25 protein-coding genes are annotated in these 25,701 nt (G+C 50.0%); 13 read left to right on the top strand and 12 right to left on the bottom strand.

The window, feature by feature from the left end; genetic code table 11:
- Positions 1–331 precede the first annotated feature (331 nt).
- The 4 genes from RIC19_RS15110 to RIC19_RS15095 all read left to right on the top strand — a co-directional run bounded on the left by RIC19_RS15110 (position 332) and on the right by RIC19_RS15095 (position 5,289).
- Positions 332–2,887 (top strand): sigma 54-interacting transcriptional regulator, encoded by a 2,556-nt coding sequence (locus tag RIC19_RS15110; RefSeq protein ID WP_350179171.1) that lies wholly within the window; start codon positions 332–334, stop codon positions 2,885–2,887.
- Positions 2,888–2,977: 90 nt separating this feature from the next.
- Complete coding sequence (locus tag RIC19_RS15105; protein ID WP_350179170.1) at positions 2,978–3,466, top strand: Dps family protein; 489 nt, start codon at positions 2,978–2,980, stop codon at positions 3,464–3,466.
- A gap of 143 nt (positions 3,467–3,609) precedes the next feature.
- Complete coding sequence (locus RIC19_RS15100) at positions 3,610–3,948, top strand: phosphoribosylpyrophosphate synthetase (RefSeq protein WP_350179169.1); 339 nt, start codon at positions 3,610–3,612, stop codon at positions 3,946–3,948.
- Between the two features lie 210 nt (positions 3,949–4,158).
- A complete protein-coding gene (locus RIC19_RS15095; protein WP_350179168.1) occupies positions 4,159–5,289 on the top strand; it encodes an AI-2E family transporter in 1,131 nt (376 codons plus the stop codon).
- Between the two features lie 134 nt (positions 5,290–5,423).
- Here the strand turns inward: RIC19_RS15095 and RIC19_RS15090 are convergent, their stop codons facing one another.
- Both RIC19_RS15090 and RIC19_RS15085 read right to left on the bottom strand, forming a co-directional pair.
- Positions 5,424–5,951, bottom strand: coding sequence for an RNA polymerase sigma factor (locus RIC19_RS15090; protein WP_350179167.1), 528 nt, complete (start codon positions 5,949–5,951; stop codon positions 5,424–5,426).
- 174 nt (positions 5,952–6,125) lie between these two features.
- Entirely contained in the window at positions 6,126–6,647 is a 522-nt protein-coding gene (locus RIC19_RS15085; protein WP_350179166.1) for a helix-turn-helix domain-containing protein, read from the bottom strand.
- 172 nt (positions 6,648–6,819) lie between these two features.
- On the opposite strand from RIC19_RS15085, the gene RIC19_RS15080 reads away from it, so the two are divergent.
- The 4 genes from RIC19_RS15080 (at position 6,820) to RIC19_RS15065 (ending at position 9,027) form a co-directional block, all read left to right on the top strand.
- The gene (locus RIC19_RS15080; protein ID WP_350179165.1) at positions 6,820–7,248 is read left to right on the top strand and encodes a YtxH domain-containing protein; all 429 of its coding nucleotides are present in this window, start codon (positions 6,820–6,822) and stop codon (positions 7,246–7,248) included.
- 154 nt (positions 7,249–7,402) lie between these two features.
- Positions 7,403–7,759, top strand: a complete 357-nt coding sequence (locus RIC19_RS15075; protein ID WP_350179164.1) for a phage holin family protein — start codon at positions 7,403–7,405, stop codon at positions 7,757–7,759.
- A gap of 3 nt (positions 7,760–7,762) precedes the next feature.
- The gene (locus RIC19_RS15070) at positions 7,763–8,104 is read left to right on the top strand and encodes a hypothetical protein (RefSeq protein WP_350179163.1); all 342 of its coding nucleotides are present in this window, start codon (positions 7,763–7,765) and stop codon (positions 8,102–8,104) included.
- Positions 8,101–9,027, top strand: coding sequence for a YihY/virulence factor BrkB family protein (locus RIC19_RS15065; RefSeq protein WP_350179162.1), 927 nt, complete (start codon positions 8,101–8,103; stop codon positions 9,025–9,027). Before RIC19_RS15070 ends, RIC19_RS15065 begins: the two co-directional genes overlap by 4 nt.
- Here RIC19_RS15065 and RIC19_RS15060 read toward each other — a convergent pair.
- The 6 genes from RIC19_RS15060 to RIC19_RS15035 form a co-directional block, all read right to left on the bottom strand.
- Positions 9,024–10,316, bottom strand: coding sequence for a bifunctional folylpolyglutamate synthase/dihydrofolate synthase (locus RIC19_RS15060; RefSeq protein ID WP_350179161.1), 1,293 nt, complete (start codon positions 10,314–10,316; stop codon positions 9,024–9,026). The two genes, RIC19_RS15065 and RIC19_RS15060, sit on opposite strands and share 4 nt — an antisense overlap.
- Positions 10,317–10,359: 43 nt before the next feature.
- The gene (locus tag RIC19_RS15055; protein ID WP_350179160.1) at positions 10,360–10,515 is read right to left on the bottom strand and encodes a hypothetical protein; all 156 of its coding nucleotides are present in this window, start codon (positions 10,513–10,515) and stop codon (positions 10,360–10,362) included.
- Between the two features lie 171 nt (positions 10,516–10,686).
- Positions 10,687–11,568 (bottom strand): hypothetical protein, encoded by an 882-nt coding sequence (locus RIC19_RS15050; protein ID WP_350179159.1) that lies wholly within the window; start codon positions 11,566–11,568, stop codon positions 10,687–10,689.
- A 97-nt stretch (positions 11,569–11,665) separates the two neighbouring features.
- Positions 11,666–12,061 carry an ExbD/TolR family protein gene (locus RIC19_RS15045; RefSeq protein ID WP_350179158.1) on the bottom strand — a complete coding sequence of 132 codons (396 nt, stop codon included), beginning with the start codon at positions 12,059–12,061 and terminating at the stop codon, positions 11,666–11,668.
- A gap of 67 nt (positions 12,062–12,128) precedes the next feature.
- Positions 12,129–12,527, bottom strand: coding sequence for an ExbD/TolR family protein (locus RIC19_RS15040; RefSeq protein WP_350179157.1), 399 nt, complete (start codon positions 12,525–12,527; stop codon positions 12,129–12,131).
- Positions 12,528–12,539: 12 nt separating this feature from the next.
- Positions 12,540–13,232 (bottom strand): MotA/TolQ/ExbB proton channel family protein, encoded by a 693-nt coding sequence (locus RIC19_RS15035; protein ID WP_350179156.1) that lies wholly within the window; start codon positions 13,230–13,232, stop codon positions 12,540–12,542.
- 273 nt (positions 13,233–13,505) lie between these two features.
- Between RIC19_RS15035 and RIC19_RS15030 the strand changes: the two genes are divergently transcribed.
- Together RIC19_RS15030 and RIC19_RS15025 are read left to right on the top strand one after the other, a co-directional pair.
- Positions 13,506–15,899: a 3-hydroxyacyl-CoA dehydrogenase/enoyl-CoA hydratase family protein gene (locus RIC19_RS15030; protein WP_350179155.1), complete on the top strand. Its 2,394-nt coding sequence runs from the start codon at positions 13,506–13,508 to the stop codon at positions 15,897–15,899.
- Between the two features lie 69 nt (positions 15,900–15,968).
- On the top strand, positions 15,969–17,141 hold the full coding sequence (locus RIC19_RS15025) for a thiolase family protein (RefSeq protein ID WP_350179154.1): 1,173 nt from the start codon (positions 15,969–15,971) through the stop codon (positions 17,139–17,141).
- A gap of 173 nt (positions 17,142–17,314) precedes the next feature.
- Here the strand turns inward: RIC19_RS15025 and RIC19_RS15020 are convergent, their stop codons facing one another.
- The gene (locus RIC19_RS15020; RefSeq protein WP_350179153.1) at positions 17,315–17,785 is read right to left on the bottom strand and encodes a hypothetical protein; all 471 of its coding nucleotides are present in this window, start codon (positions 17,783–17,785) and stop codon (positions 17,315–17,317) included.
- Between the two features lie 118 nt (positions 17,786–17,903).
- Complete coding sequence (locus tag RIC19_RS15015; protein ID WP_350179152.1) at positions 17,904–18,602, bottom strand: lysoplasmalogenase; 699 nt, start codon at positions 18,600–18,602, stop codon at positions 17,904–17,906.
- Positions 18,603–18,720: 118 nt separating this feature from the next.
- Between RIC19_RS15015 and RIC19_RS15010 the strand changes: the two genes are divergently transcribed.
- A complete protein-coding gene (locus tag RIC19_RS15010; RefSeq protein WP_350179151.1) occupies positions 18,721–20,244 on the top strand; it encodes a PKD domain-containing protein in 1,524 nt (507 codons plus the stop codon).
- 253 nt (positions 20,245–20,497) lie between these two features.
- Here RIC19_RS15010 and RIC19_RS15005 read toward each other — a convergent pair whose 3' ends face one another.
- Positions 20,498–21,868 (bottom strand): MATE family efflux transporter, encoded by a 1,371-nt coding sequence (locus RIC19_RS15005; RefSeq protein WP_350179150.1) that lies wholly within the window; start codon positions 21,866–21,868, stop codon positions 20,498–20,500.
- 61 nt (positions 21,869–21,929) lie between these two features.
- Between RIC19_RS15005 and RIC19_RS15000 the strand changes: the two genes are divergently transcribed.
- Positions 21,930–23,336 carry an ATP-binding protein gene (locus tag RIC19_RS15000; protein ID WP_350179149.1) on the top strand — a complete coding sequence of 469 codons (1,407 nt, stop codon included), beginning with the start codon at positions 21,930–21,932 and terminating at the stop codon, positions 23,334–23,336.
- A gap of 12 nt (positions 23,337–23,348) precedes the next feature.
- The gene (locus RIC19_RS14995) at positions 23,349–25,019 is read left to right on the top strand and encodes an FAD-dependent oxidoreductase (RefSeq protein ID WP_350179148.1); all 1,671 of its coding nucleotides are present in this window, start codon (positions 23,349–23,351) and stop codon (positions 25,017–25,019) included.
- Between the two features lie 416 nt (positions 25,020–25,435).
- On the opposite strand, the gene RIC19_RS14990 is transcribed toward RIC19_RS14995, so the two are convergent.
- Positions 25,436–25,701 (bottom strand): hypothetical protein (locus tag RIC19_RS14990; protein WP_350179147.1); only part of this gene is annotated, 266 nt, incomplete at its 5' end.

Raw genomic sequence — 25,701 nt, 5'->3', positions numbered from 1 at the left:
TGACGATTCATACCAGGTACACATTCACGAAGTCATACTTTTTGACTTACCTGAATACGTGATTTTTTCCAAAAAAGCCGTTATTCTTATCGTGAAAGTCAGGGTTTGTATATCAACTATGGATTAGAAATGAGTATTTGTTTCTACCGCAGAAGCCAAAACGCAAAAGCCTGATGTAAAGTCTACCCAGCCAGAATTCAGAACTTTTGAGTTGGTAGACTATGAAACGACAAAATGGTGCCTGCTCACGCCCCCTCAGGGGTAATGGGGCTTCAAATGCTGTTGTGCTCATACGTGCGCAAGACAGCTTCACCTACTGTAAAAAATACTCATGCTGAAAACAGACAATCCTGACAAGACGGACCGTTCGCGCTCCATGCCGGATGGTTCTGACATTGGAGCCTCAAATCATTTGATTAACTATCAACAAGTTCTGGAGTACTTCGGCTTTGGGACGCTAATTGTCCGGAAAGATGGGAGCATTCATCTGGCTTCCAGCCGTGTGTCAGAGGAATTAGGCTATGAACCCACGCTACTGACCAAGAAGCGGATTTTTGAAATCAACCCTCACCTTAGCCTTATCCAATGGCGCAAGAAATGGAAAGCGCTAAAAGAAGCCAGGCACCTGGAAATGGAGACGGAGTTCATGAACGCTTCCGAGATGCTCTTTCCGGTAAAGCTGCGGTTGTCTTTGATTGAATACAAAGCAGAGTCCTTCTGCCTGATGAGCGTCAAAAACCTCCTGCATGCCAACCGCTACAAAAAACTCCTGCGCCTAACCACCGAAGTCAGTCAGGTGGGAGGATGGGAGTGGGACCTGATAACAGACCGCATCATACTTACCGAGGAAGTGTATACTCTGTTAAGGCTCCCCAGCCAGCAAATGAAAAAAGCAGACTGGCAAACGCTACTGCAAGACCGGCTATCTCCGGAGGGGTATCAGTCTTTTGAACTGAATCTCCGTAGTACTATTCAATCCGGCGATCCGAGTCAGTTTGACCTGCACGTGCAACAGCCCGATAGTACTTTTAGGAAAATGGCAGTCACTATAGTCCCTGAAAAGTCCGAATTTCAGACCATAAAGCTGTACGGGACTTTACAGGATATCACCAAACTAAAGCCCAGTCAGGAAGGGCTGGAACTGACTCAATACACGCTGGACCACGCCCGGGAAATGATTTTCTGGGAAACAGCTGAAGGAGAATTTCTGTATGGCAATCTGGCGACCCGAGAAAAACTGGGCTACACCAGTTCTGAGCTAAAGGACATGCAGGTGCAAGATCTCGTCAACGGCTTCTCCACCGAAGCGCGCGCCGAGGCCTGGGCACAACTTCGGGAACACCGCGTACTCGACTGGGAAGGAGAGCTGAAGGCTAAAGATGGGACGGTGATCCCGGTCTACTGCTCCATGAACCTTATCCGTTACAAAGACCAGGAAATTAACTGCATTTTTGCCAAAGACTGGCGCCGCAAGAAAGCCCGGGATGAGCGGCTCCGTTTGTCTCAGTTTACACTGGATGAAGCCGTAGACATGATCTTCTGGGTAGACGACACGGGTGCCTTCAAATTTGTCAACCAAACCGCCTACAACAATTTAGGGCATGAATCCTTCGAATGCTGGGACGAACTGTTCCCTGAAGAAGCTGAGCTGGCTTTCAAAGACCTTTGGGAGGCTTCCGGTGCACAGGAGGTGATCTACAAAGAAACAGCAGTGCGTAAGTCAAACGGGGAACGGATGCCCGTGGAAGTCTACGTCAATTTTATAAGTTTTGAAGGCAAAGACTATGCTTGTGCCTTTCTCCGGGACATTACCGCCCGGAAAGCCAAAAGCGAAGAACTATCCGCAGCATTAAATAAAGTAAAGGAACTTTCAGACCGGCTGAAGACGGAGAACTCCCTGCTTAAAGAAGAAATCAAAGTCAATTACAACTTTGAGAATATCATTAGCGAAAGCAAGGCCTACAAAACTGTTTTGCATCAGGTGGAGCAGGTAGCAGGCACCGAAGCGACGGTGCTCATCATCGGAGAAACGGGCACAGGAAAGGAGCTGCTCGCCCGGTCGATCCACGCTTTGAGCAAACGCAAGGACGACCCCATGATCAAGGTCAATTGTGCGGCTTTGCCTGCCAATCTTATTGAGAGCGAACTGTTTGGGCACGAAAAAGGCGCATTCACTAATGCTTATCAACGTAAAAAAGGGCGCTTTGAGCTGGCTGATGGCGGCACGATCTTCCTCGATGAAGTAGGCGAACTGCCCATTGAGCTACAGTCTAAGTTTTTGCGCGTCCTGCAGGAGGGAGAATTCGAAAGGGTAGGCGGTACGGAGACTTTGATTACAGATGTCCGCGTTGTTGCGGCTACCAATCGCAACCTCGTAGACCTTGTAAATGCAGGAGCGTTCAGGGAAGACCTCTACTACCGCCTTAATGTATTTCCCATTCAGAACCTGCCTCTGCGGGAGAGAAGGGAGGATATCCCGCTGTTGGTGCGGCATTTTGTCAAAAAATATGCCGACAGGCAGAGCAAACAAATTGAGCACGTTAGTCAACGCGATCTAGAGGAGCTGATGCGGTACGAGTTTCCGGGCAATATCCGGGAACTGGAAAATATGATAGAGCGGGCTGTGATCATCTCAAAAGGCAAATCACTATCCTTATCAGACGCTTACCACAAATCCTCCAATCAACAGGTTGATAAACATTCAGACACCAAAATTTTCAAGTCCTTTGAACAGGTGCAAAGAGACTACATCATCGAAGCTTTGCGCCGTTGCAACTGGCGTATCAGCGGGCCTAAAGGAGCTGCGGCACTGCTAAAACTCAATTCGAGAACGCTGGCTTCTAAAATGCGCCGTTTGGATATCAACCGCAAAGATTTTATGGAATAACCAGAGGTAATCTGCGTTACTTCAGAAGTTTCGAACATGGTGAAGGCCTAGCCGTTCAATAGATGAAAATAAAATTCGAAACAACTGAATATGAATTACTTAGGTTTAGATCGTAAAGAAGTAGCAAAGACAGTAGACCGCTTAAATGACTTACTGTCCAATTATCATATCTATTACCAGAACCTGCGGAATTTCCATTGGAACGTAGATGGCGAAAACTTCTTTGACTTACACGAAAAGTTCGAAGAGCTATATGACGATGCACGTGAGAAAATCGATGAGGTAGCAGAGCGTGTCCTGACACTCCGGTTGCGCCCGGTCAGCAAACTGTCTACCTACCTCGACCGTGCAACAATCGAGGAATCTGAAATCCTTGAAGATGAGTTCGAAATGGTAGAAACCGTACTCGAAAACCACCGGATCCTGATTAAAAACATGCGCGACATTATTCGCAGTGCAGACAAAGTGGAAGATGAAGGTACGATCGATATGATAGGCGGATTCTTAGCTGACCTTGAAAAGTCTACTTGGATGTTGGATGCCTGGAAAGCGAAGAAAGAAGTTAATGTTACAGCCTAACGATCTTATTAACAGGGTGGGAGATTCTCAGCTCCCACCCTGTTTTTAATAACTTCAACAAACAAAAAACATTCGATAGTCAGGTAAAAATAGCTTTTCATTTAAGTTCTGCTTTTATCTGGTTAAACAGAAATGCATATGTGATGAAACTTAATCAATACACCTCTGTGGCACATGCCACCCGCGCCCTCCGAAAGCGTGGATTTAAAGACGACTTCAAGCTGGAAGGCAAAAAATGGATGCGTAATCTCAATAATAAAAAGAAATATAAAGCTGGTGACATGTCCATCGTCGAATACCACCGTTTTGAAGGCATGTCAAATCCGAGTGATTTATCCATTGTTTTTGCTGTGGAGACACACAGCGGAGACAAAGGGACTATCGTATCTTCTTATGGGATGTACGCGGACATGAATCTTGTAGAATTTATGGACAAGGTTCGGGTAAAGGAGCGGGCTAATGCTAGTGGGTTGTCTCGGTAGCCATTGAGCGTAAAAGTTTAGCAAGCCAAGGCTTTCGGGCATGAAATACGATGCACTATTTCGGACTAGCCACATGCCTGATTTTGCTACAAAGAGCCCTCAGGGATTCATTTTTTAAAGTGCTTCCCTGAGGGCTCTTTGCTTTTTTGTAGTATTCGGAATACCTTACTAAAGAATTTCAGTCACTCAACTATTTTAATCTAAACCTACATGCAAAACGACACCCTCAACTTGCACCGGTTGTCCTCCCTGTTGATCATCCTCTTTATAGGAGGGTACATTACGATCATCGGGCGGAGTATTTTATCGCCCATTGCTTTTGCTGCTTTGTTTTCTTTTTTGTTGCTGCCGATCTCAAGAAGGCTGGAGCGGGTGGTTTCCTACATTCCGTTGGCTATTGTTCTATCAATGCTGATCGCGGTTTTACCACTTATCGGGCTTTTGGTCCTGTTTTCGGTACAGTTTGCCACCGTGGTAAATGACATACCGGCTATTGGCAGAAAGCTGCTCACCGGCCTGGAGAAGGTCATCGCTTTTATACAGCAATACGTCAATCTGGATACATTTAGCATCGAAGAGTCACTGAAGTCTAATTTCAGTAAGCTGATTGAGGCGCCCATTCAGATTCTTGGCCAAAGCTTAAGTTCCGGCTCTAATGTGTTAATCAGTATTTTACTGACGGTGCTGTTTACTTTCTTTATCATGCTGTACCGGACTTCCTTCAAGAATTTCTTCCTGATGCAATTCAGCCATTCCAAGCGGGACGAAGCGGTATCTATCATGGAGGAGGTGGAGCGTGTACTTAAAGAATATCTTTTCGGGTTGATGGGGGTGATCTTGATCTTGGGGGTTTTAAACAGCCTGGGCTTGTGGATAATCGGTATTAAGTATGCTGCATTTTGGGGCTTTTTGGCGGCTTGCCTTGCTATTATACCCTACATTGGAACGACGCTGGGCGGTATGTTCCCCTTTGTTTATGCTTTGGCAACTACCGGTACACTGTGGCAGCCTGCTGCAGTCGTTTTGCTTTACATGAGTGTTCAGACGCTGGAGGGCAATTTTATTACGCCGAAAGTAGTGGGGAGCAGTGTAAGTATCAACCCTTTTGCGGCGATTGTTTTTCTTTTTGTCGGCGGCATGATCTGGGGGGTTTCCGGTCTGATTCTGGCCCTCCCGTTTGTAGCAGTCCTGAAAGTCGTCATGGAGCACATTACGCCCCTAAAGCCAGTGAGCGAATTGCTGAGCAGTGATGTTTACAGCGATGCCGATAAGTTCCTCAACGAATATGATCACGCCCGTTTCCGGATTTCCAACTACTTCAGCCGTAAGTACAAGTCCTGAAAAAAGCCTTCCGGAAAACGATCCGGAAGGCTTTTTTGGTGCATGTAGCAATGCCTGTTTCTTATCATTGTGATTATCGAATGTTTGATGGGTTTATTTTGTCTTTATCGGTTCGTAGGTGGTGTTCGTAAAAATCAAACGTTGTGATCAGGGCGTACGCCATAGCGATTATTGATCATGGTTTTTAACTTCTTACGCGCCAGGAAGATTCGGCTTTTAACCGTGCCAATCGGAATTTCCAGGTGATTAGCAATTTCCTTGTATTCATAACCCTTGTAGAACATTAAGAAAGGCACGCTGTAGATTTTACCAATCTCGCCAAAGATCGTTTTGTACTCTTTCATCCGGATGTTCATCTCACCACGGTTGGGAATGACGTTTTTGTTCTCTACTGCGAAGAGGAAACTCTCGATAGGCTCATTGACGTTGCGGCGCAGTTTCTTTTTACGATACTGATTGATGAAGGTGTTGCGCATGATGGTAGAACACCAACTCTTAAAATTCGTACCGACCGTAAATTTTTCGCGGTGGCGGTAAGCACGCATGGCGGTCTCCTGCATGAGATCTTTTGCGTCTTCCCGGTTGCGGGTAAGCTTCATCGCGAAAGAGAATAGGATGCTTTCCAATCCATTAAATGCTTTACTGAATTCTAAGGTGGACATATATATAGTTTGGTTAATGATCAATTGTTGATTAAATACACAAACTATAGAGCAAATTCCGTGCCAAAGCCTGAATTAAAGGGTTTGAAAGGGTTTTGGTTAAAATAAAGCACTTGATGTGACTAAATAGGATTAAAGTGATTAAATATAATCATTTTTTGTGAATGAGATGGGTCATTCTTCGCCCTCGTTTTGACGAAGCAGATCAATTAAAGACTCATTGAGGCTGATCATGTGCCCGATAAGGTCAAGGAAATTATCAATATCAACGGCACTGCCTGAATCTTCAGAGGAGCTGTTGGCTTCCTTTTTATACTCGTAGAAAATTTTGAACCCTTCCAGCATTTTGCGCACACTCAGCGACTGCTCTACGAATTTGTCGAGCGCTTCCGCAGATACCTGACCGCTAAGGGCAGCGGAGAACAGAGGAGGCGTATTGTCGGGCTCCGGTTGCTGGAAAGCCTGCTGTACTCCACCGTTGTTGGTGATATCGGTATGTATCAGCTCCGCCATATTGACATCAAAAAGTTTTGCTATCCTTAATATAAGGCTTAGACGGGGCTCCACATTCTTACTCTCATAGGCTGCGATATTGCTGCGCTTGATCTGCAACTGATTGGCTAATTCTTCCTGGCTCCAGTGCCGCGCTTTGCGAAGGAACCGGATGTTCCTGGATAGGTAGTTTTCTATCTCCATTGACCAAAATTTCTTTTTCTAAAGGCTAAGTAAATCAAAAATGGAAAAATAATACGCAAAATGTGTTTTTTTTTCTCATTAGTCCGGTAGAGAGTGAACGTGTGCCCGGTTTTTATTGTTCTAAGTGAAGAAAGAGAATTGAAACTAATTGCAAACCAAAAAAACTGTTAACATGGAAAAGTCAACTAAAGAAAAGATAGCATTAGGATTAGGGTTATTTGCCGGAGGTGCCCTGGGGTACTGGCTGAACAGTGACAAAGGTCGGGAAGTGCGTACAGATGCTGCCGATAAAGCTTCAGAGTATGGGCATAAGGCAAAAGAACAAGCCGAGCATCTTTCCGAGAACCTGAACCGTCATGCAAGTGATTTATCAAATAAGCTTTCCGATCAGGCTAACCGTCTGTCTTCTAACCTGAATCAGGCTTATGAGCAGAGCCGCGACTACATCAACAAAACCAGCGAGAACCTGAAGAGCCAATTTCAGGAAACTGCCGGTAATGTGGAAGGCGCGAGCGAAGACTTTCAGGCAGGTATTAATTATGCCATTGATAATATACAGCGCAAGGCGCGCGAGCTGAGCAAGCAAAACGGAAGCCGATAAAGAAAACGTTGAGCAGTAGTACTGTTCGTTTGTGAACGTACCTCTGTCTAAACAGTACTCGCAAATAAGATGGGCAACTGGAAGCGCTCCAATTGCCCATTTTTTTTGTAAATTGGATGTCCACATGATAGCACCTCATTAGCACCAAAGCAACATGAAACCAACGGATTCCATTTCTGAGGCTGTAGGTGAAGTCTACGGTTACAGTAAAGCCTACTTCCAGCAGCAGCTCGAATACTTCAAGTTAGATATGGCTGAACGGGTCTCCCGCAGTCTGTCGCTAGGCATCACCATTTTTGTGCTCGCACAACTGTTCCTCATGATTATGCTGTTCGCTTCTCTCGCGCTCGGTATCTATCTGGGAGAGCGTTTTGGTTCCTATACACAGGCGTTTCTGGTCATCAGTGGAGGGTATGCGGTGCTTACGCTTTTCATGCTGATTTTCCGCCGCCTCATCATTACCAACCCGATATTAAGCCGTATCATCAAAGTATTCTTTCAAAACGACTAGCTTATGGAGCCTGAGAAACCCAATATTGAAATTAAGAGCTTGTCTGATTTGCACCGCCGCAAGGAATTGCTAAAGCTTGAGATGAAAGTGACCCGGCAGGCTTTAGGAGCCGGGTTCAAGAATACAGAAGCTACGATCAAGAGCAATATCATCCGTAAAATCCTTATTCCGCTGGGCGCCGGAGGGCTGGCCTCCATGCTCTACAACGAAAGTGCAGGGAGTGCGGATAAACCCTCCTGGCTGCTGTTTCTGGATCAGATGCTCAGTAAAATTAACGAACACTATACTCCCCCTTCCGATGATGGGGAGGCTTCAGAAGAGGAACAACAACCGCCACCGTCATGAGTTTGGACGACCTGAAATCAGGAGGTCAATTTTATTTTCAAGTGTTAAAGGCATCCGTACAACGCTTTGCGGAGCGGGAAGCTTTCACATACGCTGCCAGCCTTTCTTACTACACCATCTTCTCGCTCCCGCCAATGCTGATGGTCATTATCTATTCCACAACCTTGTTCTACGACAGGGATGCCATTCGCAGCACCATCTTCGGTGAAATTGCGGATATGTTAGGTCAGGATAGCGCTACACAACTGGCGAATACCCTGGACCAGATAGGTTTGTTTGAGGGCAACTGGGTGACTTCGGCAGTGAGCATCGGCGCGCTGCTTTTCACTTCGACTACAGTATTTGCCACCATTCAGCGCGCCCTCAACAGAATGTATGGCGTGCAGGCTAAGCCAGATAAGTCCGGGCTGCTGAAGATGCTGTTCGACCGCCTCACTTCTTTTGCGCTCTTGCTTAGCATTGGTTTTATCCTGTTGGTTTCTTTGGTCATCGATACCATACTTGATGTAATCAGCAATTTCTTCGGGCAGTTTATCCCCGAGCTTTCTCTGATTATCACCAAGTCTGCATCAGTAATCTTGCCTATTGTTGTGGTGAGTGTCTTATTCACACTGCTGTTCCGCTACCTGCCTGATGCCCGTCTGAGGTGGCACGATACGATCGTTGGTGCTTTGCTCACGACTGTGCTGTTTGGCATTGGCCGTTATGGTATCAGCTTTTACATTGAGCAGTCTCAAACTACGGATCTCTACGATGCGGCCAGCTCCGTCATGGTGATCATGCTCTGGGTCTTTTATGCTTCCTTAATTTTATTGTTTGGTGGGGTTTTTACCGCCGTCTATGCCGAAAAGAAAAGAGGGAAGCTTGAGACTACAGCGTATTCCGTCCGGGTCCGCTACGAAACGGTGGAAGAACAGGGCTAAACCACTTCGGCGACTACAAAAATACTGCCACCTACGTAAATCAAGTCATTGGGAGCTGCGCTGTCTCTGGCAGACTGCAGTGCTGCATGGATACTCGGGTACGTTGCGCCTTGCAGCCCTATTGCTTCTGCAGCTTGTTGCAGTGTTTCTGCATCAAGCCCGCGGGGAATGTCGGGGCGTGCAAAGTAGTACTTAGCTGATGTCGGCAAAAACTGCAAAACCTTACCGGGGTCTTTATCATTCACCATGCCATAGACTAGGTGTAACTGTTCATATTTCAACCTCCCGAGCTCTTCCATTGCCAACTGAATACCGGCCTCGTTGTGTGCGCTGTCGCAAAGGGTCAATGGGGCTTGCCCCAGCACTTGCCAGCGCCCCAGGAAGCGGGTACGTTTTCGTAATGTCCGCAGCCCGTTGCGCAGTTGCGCTTCAGAAATTGGCAGAATAGGCTGTAGCCACTCCACTGCTTGCAGTACCGCCTGCAGGTTTTTCCGCTGATAATCACCGTAGGCGTTTAGCTCCAGCCCTTCAAGGAACGGTTTACCTATTTTGAAAACATCATAGCTGCTCAGTTCAAAACCACGCTTTACCAGCCGTGCTTCATACCGTTGGTCGGCAAATATTATGGGCGCGCTTTCCTGTGCCGCCTTTTGTACAAAGACCTCCCGGGTTTCCTCCTGTGTTTCACTGATCACCACGGGTACTTTGAGCTTGATGATGCCTGCTTTTTCGCCTGCAATTTCCGGTAGGGTATCCCCCAGGAATTGCATATGGTCATAACTGATATTCGTGATGACACAAAGCTCCGGCTGCAGAATATTCGTGGAGTCAAGCCGGCCGCCCATACCGACTTCCACCACTGCCCAGTCTACTTTTTCCCGGGCAAAGTAGTCGAAGGCCATAGCTACGGTGATCTCAAAAAAGGAAGGTTTGATTTCCGAAAACAACCCTTCGTATTGCTCGACAAAGCTGATCACAGCTTCTTCGCTCATCAGTTCGCCATTGACCTTAATGCGCTCCCGGAAGTCCCGGTAATGAGGAGAGGTATAAAGCCCCACCTTCAAACCAGCCGCCTGAAGTACGGCTGCCAGCATATGAGCCGTAGAGCCCTTGCCATTGGTGCCTGCAATATGAATGGTGCGCAGCTGTTCTTGGGGCTGTCCCAACGCTCCACAAAGTGCCCTTATATTGGTCAGGTCTTTTTTGAAAGCCATAGGGCCTACCCGCTGGAACATGGGCAGCTGTTCGAAAAGAAACGCTAAAGTCTCAGCATAGGTACGCTTTGCCATATCAATTCAGATTAGGCAGCAAAGCTACAAAGGAAAAGCAGGATTAGGCCGTCTCCGGACTGTAGGATTCTACGGTTTCTTTAGGTGAGGGGGGCGTTTGCTCGTTTGAGCTTTGCTCTGAGAGGAAATACATTGGCAGCATGGAAAGAAATACCAGAAAGAGCTGCCCGGCAATACCTCGGATTTCACGATTGGTCATAACAAAGCGTGGTTTGATGATGCTTTATTATAACGCCGAATTCTTGCAAAAGACACCCCCCGGAAGTCATATTGACAAATATTTAACGGTCAGGTTAACTCAATAAAAACAGCCCTGAAAATCTCAAATCAAAGATTTTCAGGGCTGTTTTTATTAAGCAAGCTCTAAACCCTACTGTGCCTTAAAGTTATACGTAATCGTACCACACTGTTTGTCTACCTGCCCGGATGCAAATTTCCAGCGCTTGGCAGAGCTGATGGCGAGGTTTTTAAGGCGCGAGCTGGTTGCCGTAGACCCTTTTTGGGTAAAGTCTGCTGAGATCACATTGCCACTGCGGTCCACACAAACCTTCACCACCACAACGCCTTGCTCCTGAGAGTTGTCCTTGGGTTTGTGAGTCGCAGCTACGCCCCGGCTGCCCAGTCCACCGCCTACAGTACCCGACCCGGTGCTAATCCCGGTAAGGATATCGGAGTTGGGGTCTCCGTTGGGGTCGCCCTGATTACCGGGAGTACCAGTATTGCCTTTGCCATCACCATCACCGAACAAACCACCCAGTGACTCTTTCAGGTTGGCGGCTTCGGCTTCTTTCTTGCGCTGTGCTTCTTCGGCTTTACGCTTGGCCTCGGCTTCGGCCCGCTTTTTGGCATCTTCACGTTCCTGCTGTTCCCGTTTTAGTGCATCTGCTTCTTTGCGCTTGCGCTCCTTTTCTTTCCTGATGGCCACCTCACTGTCGTCAGCGGTAATCACTTCCCGTTCGGGCTCAGGCTCAGGCTTTGACTCCGAAGGTGGGGGAGGAGCGGTTTCCTCTTCCGGTACCTCAACCGGGTCTTCTTCTGCGGCTGTCGCGGGGCCGGCGTTTTCACTGCCCTCCCCTACATCCGGCAGGCCCAGGTTAACCAGGATACCTTCCTGTCCCGGGGGCGGGTCCGGGAAGGTCAGTAAAGGCAGAACGGCCAGCATTAGGAGCACAACGTGCACCGCAACACTGATGATCATACCACGTTTCTTATTCTGCTCGTCTTCTTGGGTTACTCGGGTATCTACAGCCATGATTGTTAATTTAAGGTTGGCATCTTTTCAATCTAACGCCTTTTTCGCACAAATCCTCTTTCTGCGCAACAAGTTCACATAAACTTAACGCTTGTTGTCAATCCTTTTCGGTGGCCAACACCCCATTTACCCGGTACCGCATAGCGAGGTCCATGATAGCAACGACGTACTCAGTAGGAGTACCTTGCTCCGGCGAAATGGTAATGCTGGGCTTACTGCTTCTGGAAATCCGTGAAATTTCCCGCTCCATGTCACTCAGGGAACGGCGCCGGTTGTCCAGAAAGTAATTGCCAGACTGGGTAATGCGCACATCCTCCACCTGACTGCTGCTGGGCGCGCTGCTCCGGGAGCTGCTCGGCAGCTTCAGGTTGAGGGCATTGGGGGCCACAAGGGAGGAAGTCAACATGAAAAAGATCAACAACAGAAAAATAATGTCTGTCAATGAAGACATACTGAACTCTGCCGAGACTTTACTACGTTTTTTGATGCCCATGCTTCGTTTTTTGAGTTAAGAGTAGGTTTGGAGGTGATTTACAACGCAAAGGTGCTCCAAACCTACTTTAAGATCGTGGCTCTGTTGCGATAATCGCATTCACCTTCAGGCGGTTGGCAATTTCCATCACCTCTACCACCCGGTCAAATGGGGTCCCTATTTCAGCTACGATGGTAATGGCTGCATTATCCCGGTTATCGGAGGTGCGTACTTCCATACGCAGTGCCCGTTCCAGGTTGCGACTGCTTGTCTCGTTGCTGTTGACCGTGGTACGGCCGTTTTTTTCCAGGGTGACCACAATAGAGGTAGAGGCCACGGTCTTGGAATCTGACTTCGGCAGCTCAAAGGGCTGAATCCGTACCAGCGTGGAAGTCAGCATAAAAAAGATCAGCAGTAGGAAAATAATGTCTGTTAGTGAGGACATACTGAATTCCGCACTAACCTTACTCCGCTTTTTCAATCCCATTGGTTGTTCAGTTTAGGCGGACGGCTCCTGCAGCAGGTCCATGAACTCTACTGTAGTGCGCTCCATTTTAAAGACTACTTTTTCTACGCTGGCCACCAGCAGGTTGTAGCCTACAAAAGCCAGGATGCCAATGAATAGGCCAAAGGCTGTGGTGATCAGGGCCTGATAGATACCGCCCGCGAGTACATCCGGTGTGACGTTTTGCTCCGTTGCCATCTTGTAGAAAGCCAGAATCATACCCGTTACCGTACCGAAGAACCCGATCATCGGGGCCGCACCGGCAATACTGGCCAGGGTAGAGAGGTTCTTCTCGAGTTTGAAAATCTCGAGGTTGCCTACATTCTCAATCGCAGCATCAATATCACGCAGGGGCTTGCCGATACGCTGCAGGCCTTTTTCTACCATACGCGCAACGGGAGAATCTGTAGTCTGGCACAAAGCTTTGGCCCCGTTAATATTGCCGGACTGTACGTTGGCGCGGATGTTATTCATAAAGTTCTCGTCTATCTTCCCGGCTCGCTTAATCGTAAGATAGCGCTCGGCAAAGATGTAAATGGCCATGACGGAAAGTACGAGTAGCACGAGTACGATAATGATTCCGAGCGGGCCACCCTGGGTAATAATATCAAAGAAACTTTGAGTGCCAACGCCTTCCCGGTCAAGGCCTTCCGCCTCCTGAAACAACAATAAGGTGTGTTGCAGCATGATGTCTGTTATGGTTTTTAGTTTTGAGTGGGTGCGACTGCTCCCGGTAAGGGAGGACAGCAGACTTGTTCTGTAATGAAAGCACAACGCTTTCTAAGTACGCCAAATTATCAAACAAATGGAAATTATCAGAATGTAGCGCCCTCTGATGTGATTATTTTGCCTTTCTAGCGAAAATTCGCTAATATTGGAGCACCAAAATATTTCCGGGTTGTTGGATACACGACACGACAACCGCTTCCAAACTATCAAACCAAACCAATCTATCACTCAATGAGCAGAAGAATCACTAAAGTAGCCGTACTGGGTTCTGGTGTTATGGGCTCTGGCATTGCCTGCCATTTCGCCAATATCGGACTTGAGGTACTGATGCTGGATATTGTTCCCCGCGATTTGCCGGAAGGCCAACAGCAAGACCCCGCAGCACGCAACAGCATCGTCAATGGTGCCCTGAAGAAAGCCATCAAAAGTAAACCGGCAGCACTGTACAACAGTGATTTCGCCAGCCGTATCACAACCGGCAACTTCGATGACGACTTTTCTAAAATTAAAGATTGCGACTGGGTCATTGAGGTGGTCGTAGAGCGCCTGGATATCAAAAAGAAGGTGTTTGATCAGGTGGAAGAGCACCGCAAACCGGGCTCCCTCATTACGTCCAATACTTCTGGCATTCCTATACATATGATGCTGGAAGGCCGCAGTGATGACTTCAAAAAGCATTTCTGCGGTACGCACTTCTTCAACCCGCCCCGCTACATGCGCCTCCTGGAGGTTATCCCTACCCCGGAAACTGATCCGGCAGTAGTAGACTTCTTCATGCACTATGGCGATGTCTATCTGGGCAAACAAACCGTGCTCTGCAAGGACACCCCTGCCTTCATCGCCAACCGCGTAGGCGTATACGCTATGGCGAAAATCTATCAGCTCACTACCCAACTGGGACTGCGCATCGAGGAGGTCGACAAGCTCACCGGGCCAATTATTGGCCGGCCTAAAACCGGGACCTTCCGCCTGGGCGACCTCGTGGGCCACGATACAGCCGCCAACGTCATCAACGGCCTGAAGCAAAATTGCCCGGATGACGAGCAGGCGGCCACCTTTGAGGTACCCAAGTACCTGCAGTTCCTGCTCGATAATAAATTTTTGGGCAACAAAACCGGGCAGGGCTTCTACAAAAGAACTAAAGAAAAAGACGAAAATGGCCGCCGGGTTATCCTTGCCCTCAATCTGGACACTCTGGAATACGAGCCCAGCCAAAAGCCGGACTTGCCGAGCTTGAAAATGGCCAAGCAGGTTGACGATCAGGATAAGCGCATCGCTGCCATGTTTGATGCTGAAGACAAAGGCGGCGAGCTGGTCCGCCGGTCCCTGCTCGGCCTCTTCGCTTATGTTTCCAACCGCGTACCTGAAATTTCGGACAACCTCTACAGCATCGATGATGCCATGAAGGCGGGGTACGCCTGGAATGTCGGCCCCTTTGAATACTGGGACATCATCGGTATCGAAAAAGGGATCAAACTGGCAGAGGAGCAGGGCGAAAAAATCGCGCCCTGGGTAAAAGAAATGGCAGTAGCCGGTCACACGGAGTTTTATAAGCGCGAAGGTGGCCTTAAGAAGTACTACGATCAGGAGTCTAAGAGCTATAAAGTCGTACCGGGGGCTGAAGCGTTTATCATCCTCGATAACTACCGCGACCGGGCGCCGGTGATGAAGAACAACGAGGTGGTCCTGCACGACATCGGCGATGGCGTACTCTGCCTGGAATTCGTCAGCCCGCACAACTCTATCGGTGAGGGCGTACTCCGCGGTATGAATGAAGCCATCCAAATTGCCGAAGAAGGTGACTGGAAAGGCCTGGTAATTGGCAACAACGCTCAGCACTTCTCCGTAGGTGCCAACCTGATGATGATCGCTATGCTGGCCTATCAGCAGGAGTTTGATGAGCTGAATATGGCGGTCAACCTGTTCCAGCAAACAACGATGCGCTGCCGGTACTCTTCCGTACCAGTGGTCGCTGCTACACAAGGCTACGTTTTCGGCGGCGGGTGCGAAACCATCATGCACTGTGATGCCACCCTGGCGGCTGCTGAATCCTATATCGGACTTGTGGAAGTAGGCGTGGGGCTCATCCCCGGCGGCGGCGGTACCAAGGAGTTCGCGCTTCGGGCTTCCGACCGTTTCTTCGAGGGGGACGTGCAAATCCCAACCCTCATCGAACAGTTCAAAACCATCGCGCTGGCGAATGTGGCGACTTCTGCCCACCAAGCCTATGATTATGGCTACCTGCTGGCAGAGAAGGATCAGGTGGTACTCAACACTGACCGCAATATTGCCCAAGCGAAAGCTAAAGTACTGGAGCTTGCCGACGGCTACACCATGCCGATTCAGCGGGAAGACATCACCGTGCTGGGCCGTACCGGTTTGGCAGCGCTTTATGCAGCCGCCAACGAACTGCGCCTGGGCCGATATGCTTCCGAGCACGACATCAAGATTGCCCATAAGGTAGCCTGGGTGCTCTGCGGTGGCGACCTCACCGGGCAGCAGAAGGTGTCCGAGCAGTACCTCCTCGATGTGGAACGGGAAGCCTTCCTAAGCCTCTGCGGTGAGCAGAAGACCCTGGAGCGCATTCAGCACATGCTGCAGACGAATAAGCCGCTGAGGAACTAGACGAAAATCAGATTCTTGAATTAAAGTCTATCGCTAACTTCGAAAGCGATAGCTCAAAATGAATAAATCATGGATGCATATATCGTAAAAGCATACCGCTCCGCCGTTGGCAAAGCCAAAAAAGGCGGCTTCAAAAACTACCGCTCGGACGACCTGGCAGTGGACATCATCACTCATCTTTTGGAACAAACCCCGGAGCTCGACCCCAAGCTGGTCGATGATGTCTTCGTGGGCTGTGCCAACCCCGAGGGCGAGCAGGGCCTGCAGATCGGCCGGCAAATTTCCATGCGCGCGCTGGGCAAGGAAGTGCCCGGCGTGACCGTCAACCGCTACTGTGCTTCCGGTTTGGAAACCATTTCCATCGCGGTAGCGAAGATCCGGGCCGGCATGGGCGAGATCTACATCGCCGGGGGAACGGAGAGCATGAGCGCGATCCCAATGACGGGCTACAAGCTGGCACCGAGTTATAAGGTGGCTTCTTCTACGCCCAATTACCTGGCAAGTATGGGCCTGACCGCCGAGGCGGTAGCCAATAAATATGGTATCAGCCGGGATCAGGCGGATGAGTTCGCTTACCACTCCCACGTTAAGGCAGCTCAAGCGATTGATGCGGGAAAATTCAATGACGAAATCGTCCCGGTTAAAGTGGAAGATGTCTACGTAAAGGATGGCAAGCGGGTCAGCACCGAGCATACTGTAAGCATGGATGAAGGCGTGCGGCGGTCCACCACAGTGGAAGGCTTAAGCAAGTTGCGGGCGGTCTTTGCACAGGGTGGCGTAGTCACTGCCGGCAACGCTTCTCAAACCTCCGATGGAGCAGCCTTCACCCTGGTGATGAGTGAAGACATGGTCAAAAAGCTTAACCTGCAGCCGATCGCCCGCATGGTTTCCTGCTCGGTAGCGGGTGTAGAGCCCCTCTACATGGGCATTGGCCCCTGCGTAGCCATCCCCAAAGCGTTGAAGTACGCTGGCCTCAAGCTGAATGACATCGACCTGATCGAACTGAATGAAGCCTTTGCCGCACAAGCTTTGGCTGTTATTGGAGAAGCGGGCCTCAACCCGGACATCGTGAATGTCAATGGGGGCGCGATTGCACTGGGCCACCCACTGGGTTGTACCGGCGCCAAGCTTTCCACCCAACTCTTTAGCGAGATGCGCCGCCGTGGCAACAAATATGGCATGGTGACAGCCTGTGTGGGCGGTGGGCAAGGCATTGCCGGTATTTACGAGCTGCTTAACTAAGAGCGTGTTGGGATTTTGGTCTTCTAGTCGAAAACTAGTAATTTTTTGGTTAGACGAGACCCGAAAACCGGAGTTTAGCCTAAGCTAAATGAGGATTTTCGCTCTAAGTGTCTCTAACTCGGGTATAGGAGTAGCAAAACCCTCACTTCGCCTGCGTGGCGGGGTGGGGTTTTTTATACCCTTGACGAGTCGCCCTGTTTTTTCCGCTCCAGCTTAATCTGGCCGAGCTTCCGCTCTACAGAAAGCGGCGTGGGCGTGACTTCCTGCCAGAACCCATTGAGCGAAGACTCCCAGATGCTGCGCTTAAACTCAAACTGGTATTTGCGCACATACTTGCCGCCCTCCAGTATCTCAGGGTTGAGGTTGTCGATGCTGTACTCCCTGTCGGTCACTTCCCGCATGTAGATGGAGCGATCCTGGTACATCTTGCCAACCAGCTCCTGTGTTATCACACTATCCTTAGTAACGTGGATGTAAGACATGCCTTTGATGTAGCCTTTTTCAAGAGTAAGGTAGAGTTCAACCGGCAGCGCTTCGCCAGTGCTCTTTTCAATAATGGAGCCTACCCAGAGCCCTTCCAGTCCATTTTGGGCAGAGAGCGCCCCCGCTGTGAGGAGCAGGCAGATTAAGATTTTGAATTTCATAGCTTGGTGTTCAGATCAATCAATTGGTTAAATATCGGTATAAATGTGCAGAGGTGCAAATGGCACGGTGAAGCCCTCTACAGGGTACCAAAAGCTATGTATATATCATTCAAGCCTGCTAACCTGCCTGCTTTTCCGGGCGGATAGCCGCTGCATTCCGTGCAATCAAATACTGCCCCAGCAAGTACGTGCTCATGATCAGCACCCGCGCGTAGGGCACCGGCTGACCAAATTTATTAGCTGCAATCAGGCTGTCGGAAAGCACAAAAAGCAGAACGCCCGCCATGAGCCCCAGAAAATGCTCCCGGCTCAGCAGCCCCCGCAGGTTGAAGGCGCCCATAGCCATGGTGACGATCGCGGTGGCATAGACCGCAACCGGCACTTTCATACTTTCCGGGATGCCTGCCCAGAGCATGCCTAATATACCCAGGAGGTAGAGCAGGAAGGGCAGGGCAAGCCAGGGCTTCTGCCGTATGTCTCCGGATTTTGCACCCGGATAAGTCCAGAAAGCGACTGCATAACTTACCTGTGCGACGAGAAAGCTGCCGAGCCCAAACAGGAAAAACTGCTCAGCCCGGGGCCCGTACTCCACAAACATCAGCAGGGTATCCCCACCTATGGAAAAGATCAGCCCGGCCAGTACCAACCCAGTGAAGCGGCTGCCCATTGGCCGGCATTCCAGGTAGAACCAAAGCGACAAAACCGTCAGCAAAAGCGGTTTCACAGTCAAAATAACTGGTTCGGTAAGCGTATACTCCCCGTAGATTTCTAATAGTGCAAGGGTCCAATAGAGGGGGATCAGGTAGCGTGGCATCATCGGCAAATTGAATTTGAAGGTAATTAAATGTAATTTTGGGGCTTCCGTTCGTTTCGATCCTGTATTGCATCGGTACCAACGCTCCAAAATATTGGAACAAATTACCAAAAACTGAACTATGAAACTCAAGAGCTCCATCCTCCTCCTTTTTTTTGGTCTCCTTTCTATTGGTGCTACGGCGCAGATAACCCTCACTGCCGATGATATACCCGACTTTGGTGAAGTTTACGCCAATGCCGTGGATACCCTCTTGACAAGCGTTGATGTAGGCCCGGCCAGCGCTGATGCTCAAACCTGGTCGTTCCTCAATTTTGATGCCGATGAAGTATTCACCAATACGGTCGTCATGCCTTCCGAAACACCGGCTGCTGATCTTTTTCCCACAGCCACTTTCGCCTTTGAAGGCAGCAATGACCTGTACAGCTTTGCTGAAGTCACCCCTAATGCCTTGTTTGCTGCAGGTGGGTCGGCACCCGGCCCGGACGGCACTATTTTTACGGTAGCTTTCGAAAATCAACAGCAACTACTTACCCTGCCCGCTACTTACGGGTCGGTATTTGAAGATGAATTTAGCTATCAGCTGGAAATAGACGGGAGCACTTTCGGAGCTGACTCGGTTCGCCTGATTGGAGGGGGTACGGTGGAAGCTGAGGTGGATGCCTTTGGTGAAATTACGGTTCCTGCGGGTACCTTTGAAGTACTGAGACAACGTAGTGTCATTACTACAGCCGACTCTATTTACGTGAAAATCTTCGGCAGTTTTATCCTGATCGATGTAATTGAAAACACGACTGTCTCCTACGAATGGTGGGGTGCTGATGGGGTAGGCACCGTATGCAGCGTCGACTTTGACGTAGATGGCAACCCCATCTCTGCCACTTACCTTGCCGCTATTAATCCAAGTGACCAACCCCCGGTCGCTGATTTTTCTGCGGAGCTGCTCAGCGATGGGCAGGTACAGTTTACCGATGCTTCCACCAATATACCCCTCAGCTGGTCCTGGGACTTTGGCGATGGCAACACGGGTACGGAGCAAAACCTACTGCATACCTACAGCGCCCCCGGCACCTATACCGTTTGCCTTACTGCCACTAATCTGGGAGGCAGTGATATTAGTTGCCAGGAAGTTGTGGTCATACTGCCACCCACCGCTAGTTTTACTTTTGAAGACCAGGGAGAAGGTACGCTTGTGTTCACCGATGCTTCCGCCAATAACCCCACTGAGTGGTTCTGGGATTTTAGTGATGGCAATAGCAGCACCCTGCAAAACCCAACCCACACCTACACGGCAAATAACACCTACAACGTCTGCCTGACCGCCATGAACAGTGCAGGCAGCGATATAAGCTGTACCGAGATATCCGTAGTGGTAGTCAGCGCCGACGGCTTTGCAACCGTAGCTTTCGCGAATGCCTTCCCGTCCCCGGCAGCAGACTGGCTCCGGATTGACTTCGGAGCATGGCAGGGCCGGCCTATAACCCTGACTGCCTTCGGAGTAAACGGCCAGCAAATTTTCAGCCGTAGCCTAAAGCAAGCACCCACTTCCTTTGAGGTGAATGTCACCGAATGGGCGGCGGGAACTTACTACCTCCGCCTGCAGGGCGAGGAGCAAGTACAGACCCTGCCGGTTACGGTGCAATAACTCTAAGAGCGTGTTGGGACTTTGAGTTCGCCGGGGCGGATTTATACCAGGGCTTACACTAGTGCTCTGTCAAGTATGAAATAAAAAGTGGAGCCATGCCAGTAAGCACTGCAAAACTTCGGAGAAGTCACACCTTTTTAACCTTGGCAGCAACAAAGGAGGTCGACTTCGGAGAAGTCGCATGTTATCCATAGCCAGGGGGGGCTCCTTCTGCTCATCTCTGGAAACCCAGCTTTTCAAACTTTACAAAGCACTAGGACTTACCAGATATACTGGCGCCTTCTACCTCATGCGGCGCTCTCCGCTTCAATTCATACCTTAAGTACCCATAAGTCACGGCCACCGCCAGTACATCGGAGATAGGGAAAGCGTACCACACCCCATCTAGCCCAAAGAACGGAGGCAATATCAGCACAAAAGGGATGAGAAAAAAACCTTGCTTCGTGAGGGTCAGCATGAGCGCCGGCCAGGCTTTACCTATCGCCTGGAAGTAGGCAGAACTGACCAGCTGCGCTGTGATCAATGGCACTGCCAGAAAGCTTAGAATGAGTGCCCTCGGGGTTTGCTCGATCAGGGCCGGGTCATTGGTGAAAATAGTTACGATAGGCTCGGCAAAGAACAGGATCCCTGCAAACAGAACCAGTGAAATCAGCGTCCCGCTCCTGATCGAATAATTGATAATGCGGCGCACCCGCTTCTGTTTGCCCGCGCCGTAGTTGTACCCCACAATCGGCATAAACCCCTGTGTGATGCCCAATACTGGAAAATTAGCAAACATCATCACGCGGTTGATGATGCCGTACGTAGCTACTGCCACTTCATTCCCATACTGGAATAGCGTACGGTTGAGTACAATGGTCAGTAAACTAATCGTGCCCTGCCGGGCTAGTGTCACAATGCCGATACTGAAGATCTCCCGCACAAGCCCAAGTTCAAGCGCCATGCTACTACGGTAGAGCTTGAGCTCTGATCTTCCTGAAAGAAAAAACCAAAGTGTAAAGCCGCCACTTGCGTAGTAGGCGAGGGTAGTGGCCCAGGCTGCTCCCTCTATGCCCCAGCCTAACCACACAATGAAAATGGGGTCCAGAATCAGGTTGGCCACAGCCGGTACCATCATCGTGAACATCGCCATATTGGGCTCGCCTTCTGCCCGCATGACGTTGTTGCCCATCATGGCAAAAGCCAGCCCGGGAACGCTAAGCAGCACGATCGTAAAATAGGATTTAGCCGGCTCCATAATATCGCCCTGCGCACCAAAAAGCTGCAACACCGGGGTGAGAAAAAACGAAAGCCCTATACCTAAAATGACCACAAGCAGGATGGTCAGCGTGGCCATGTTGCCAAATACCTTGCAGGCTTTGTCGTGGTCATCCCTGCCGAGTGCCCGGGAGATAATCGAACTGCCACCCACGCCAATCGCCATCCCCATACTGGAAATGAGGAACATAATAGGCATCACTACCGTAATAGCCGCAATGCCCAGCGTGCCTACCCACAACCCGACGAAGATCGTATCCACAATCGAGTAAATGGACATCACGAGCATACCCACGGAAGCAGGGATTGCCATTTTCCGCAACAGCGGACCGATGGGCTTCTCGCCCAGTTCCTTAGACTGGCTCATAGGGTGCAACCATTTTTATTATCGCAATGTACCTATATTTACACCACAATCACAAAACCCAATGCCCATAGCTCCTAAACCTCAAGACTTGCTTCAGCAATTGCAAGCCTTCGACACCTTCTCCGATATTAAAGCTGATGCCCTGCAATGGATGATCGATACTGCCGATTACCAATTCTATGATACCGGGCAGGCCATCTTCTGTAACGGAGACGCCGTAGACCACATGCAAATTATCGTGCAGGGCAAATTCATCGTCCGGGTCCACCGCAACGGGCAGTCTCAGGAGTTGGGCGTTTACGAAACGGGCTACATCACCGGGGTGCTCCCCTTTTCGCGGATGACCGAAGCCCGGGCTGAGGGCATCGCCCTTGAGCCTACCTACGTGCTGGAGCTTCATCGCCAACACTTTACCGAAATGGTCAACCGGAGCTATGCGCTTACACAAGCGCTCGTGGCCCGTATGAGCGACCGGGTGCGGGACTTCGCCTCTCTGCGCTTCCAGAATGAAAAGCTCATGGCACTCGGCAAACTCTCTGCCGGGCTCGCGCACGAACTCAACAACCCAGCTTCCGCTATGGTCCGTAATGCACAGGAACTCTACCAAAAGGTGCATTCCACACCGGAAAAGTTCAAAGCCATCATGACCATGCGCATTACGCCCGAACAAACCGACCAGATCAATGCGATCCTCTTTTCCAAAATAGGAGCTGGGCCGGGGCTTTCCCTTAGCCTGATGGAGCGGGAAGCACGCAGCGATGATATGCTCGACTGGCTGGAAGACCATGACATTCAAGGGGCCGAGGACATTGTCGAAACTTTCGTCGACTTTGGTATGACGGTGGAAGAACTGGAACAGGTTGAAGCAATAGTGGGTGCCCGGCCCCTGCCTTCCATTTTGTGGTGGCTGGAGAGTACCCTCAGCATGGAACGCCTCGTGGAAGAAATCAATGAAGCGTCCAGCCGTATTTCCAGCCTGGTTGGTTCCGTTAAAAACTACTCCCACATGGACCGGGGTGTTGCACTGGAACCGGTGGATGTCCACGAGGGCATTAAGAACACCCTCATCATGCTTAAGCATCAGCTGAAAGGCAAACAAATCGAACTGGTGAAGGCATTTTGCGAAGACGCGCCGGCAGTTTTAGGTTTTGCCGGAGAGCTCAATCAAATCTGGACGAACCTTATCGTAAACGCTATTGATGCTATGCAGCCCGGCGGGCGTTTGACGATCCGGACCTATCCCGACCGGCAGTACGTATGCGTGGAAATTGAAGACAACGGCAGTGGCATATCCGAAGAAGACCAGACCCGGATTTTTGAGCCCTTTTTCACGACCAAGCCGATGGGCGAAGGTACGGGCATGGGGCTGGATATTGTCCAGAAAATTGTAGAACGGCATAAAGGAAGTATCAAATTGGACTCCCAGGCGGGGCGTACCGTATTTACCCTCTGTTTCCCCAGTGCATAAAATCAAACACTAATGGCCAGCAAGACCAAACCTATTATCTTTTCCGTTGATGATGACCCTCAGGTACTCCGAGCACTAAAACGAGACCTGCGTAATGCCTACAAGGAAGAGTACCGCATTATCAGTACCGAAAGTGCTAACGAAGGGCTGCAGGCGCTGGAAGAACTAAAGAAAAAGGGCGAAGCTGTCGCGCTTTTTATCTCGGACCAACGTATGCCGGAAATGCTTGGGGTGGAGTTCCTCGAGCGCGCCCGCCCGTTTTTTCCGGACGCCAAGCGCGTTCTCCTGACCGCCTACTCTGATACCGATGCAGCGATCAAAGCGATCAACGACGTACAGCTGGATTACTATTTCCTCAAACCCTGGGACCCGCCACAGGAACGCCTGTACCCTGTCCTCAATGACCTGCTTGATGAGTGGCAGCAGGGCTTTAAGCCTAAATTCCGGGGCATTCGTGTGGTGGGCTACAACTATTCGCCCAAGTCGCACCAGGTCAAGGACTTTCTGGCGGGCAACCTTCTGCCGTATCAATGGCTCGATATAGAGACGAGCCCGGAGGCGAAGGAACTGCTCGACTTGCATGGTATCCCTGCCAAAACATTGCCCGCTGTTTTCTTCGAAGATGGCAGTGCGATTGCAGACCCTACGGTACAAGCGATTGCTGCCAAAATCGGGCTGCACCCTAATGCCCAATCTGATCTTTATGATGTGGTGATCGTTGGTGCCGGGCCTTCCGGGCTGGCAGCTGCCGTTTACGGAGGCTCAGAAGGCCTGAAGACCCTGCTCATCGAACGCCGGGCACCGGGCGGGCAGGCAGGGACAAGCTCGCGGATAGAAAACTATCTCGGTTTCCCGAAAGGGCTGAGCGGCTCTGAACTTGCCCGCCGTGCCATCACACAGGCCACTCGTTTTGGCGTGGAATTCTTATCTCCCCAAGAGGTCAGCAGTATTGCCACCGATGGACAGTATAAAACCATCCATCTGGCAGACGGCTCCACCATCAATACCCGGGCAGTTGTCATTACCACAGGCGTCGACTACCGTAAGCTCCCGGCTGAAGGGGCAGCGGATCTCACCGGCGCGGGTATCTACTACGGTGCCGCAATGACGGAGGCTAATGCTTGCCGCGAGAAAGATGTCTACATCGTTGGAGGGGGCAACTCCGCCGGACAAGGCGCTGTCTACTTGTCGCAGTTTGCCAAATCGGTGCACATCCTCATTCGTAAGCCGGACCTGAGCGCTACGATGTCCTCTTACCTGATCGATCAGATTGATGCCATTCCCAATATTGAGGTACAGGGTCGCCGGCAGGTCGTGCAGGCCCGTGGCGATGGCCATCTGCAGCAACTGGTCCTGGAAAATATGGAAACCGCATCTTCTTACGAAGTTCCAGCTGATGCTTTGTTTATTTTCATCGGTGCCCGCCCCTATACCGATTGGCTGGAAGGACAGGTCATCCGCAATGAAAAGGGATACCTCAAAACGGGCAATGACCTTATGGTGGATCCGGCTTTCGCCAAAATCTGGAAACGAGACCGGGAGCCCTATTTGCTGGAAACCTGTGTGCCGGGCATCTTCGCAGCCGGTGATGTCCGTGCCGGCGCTATGAACCGTGTAGCCTCTGCCGTAGGAGAGGGGGCGATGGCCATCAAGTTTGTCCATGAATACCTGGCGGAGGTGTAAGAGATGCTATAGTTTGCCAGAATAGAGTTCATAAACCTTGAGTTGGTGGGCTATTACGCTCCCGGAATTGATCCATTTTAGGGTTGTACTATATACTATGGAGTAATTGGGAATAGCAGAAAAAAAATTTACGCCGCTACGGTTCCCCCTTCTCCAAACGCCATGAGGTCTTAGGCTCATGACCGTATTTAATTTTCCGGAAAACCGGTTCAGCGCCAAACAAAGTCAGTTCATCATACTTTTACCCTTTCAGAAAAAAGCGGAAGTCACTTGCGAGAAATAAAAAAACGCCCTACATTTGCATTCGCTTCGCAAGAGAGGCAGCGTTCTGAGGAGCGGTTGAAAAAAGGAGCAAAATAAATTTGGTAATTTCAATATCAGGTTTTATCTTTGCACTCGCTTTTAAAGAGGAGCGGCTAACTTTCGGGATAGGGTTCTTTAGAACAAGGTGCACACGGCACTAAGTTGGAATAAAAAGCCTCAGAAAGTTTGCAGAAATGAAAAGTCAGCGTATCTTTGCAGTCCGCCTTGAGAAAAAGGTTGGGCAGCGCAGATGAGCGCTGGTTTTCAGGTAAGATTTTAGAGCGGCTGAAGAGCTGCTTAAAGATACGCCCAATTGAGGGCAGAAAGTTCATTGACACTGTTTTGTTAGAAGGTAAGCATGAGAATGCGGAACTTCGAA

This window comes from Phaeodactylibacter sp. (assembly GCF_040219495.1).
GTDB lineage: Bacteria > Bacteroidota > Bacteroidia > Chitinophagales > Saprospiraceae > Phaeodactylibacter.
Note: the sequence above shows the minus strand (reverse complement) of the source record. Positions and strands in the feature narration are given on the sequence as shown.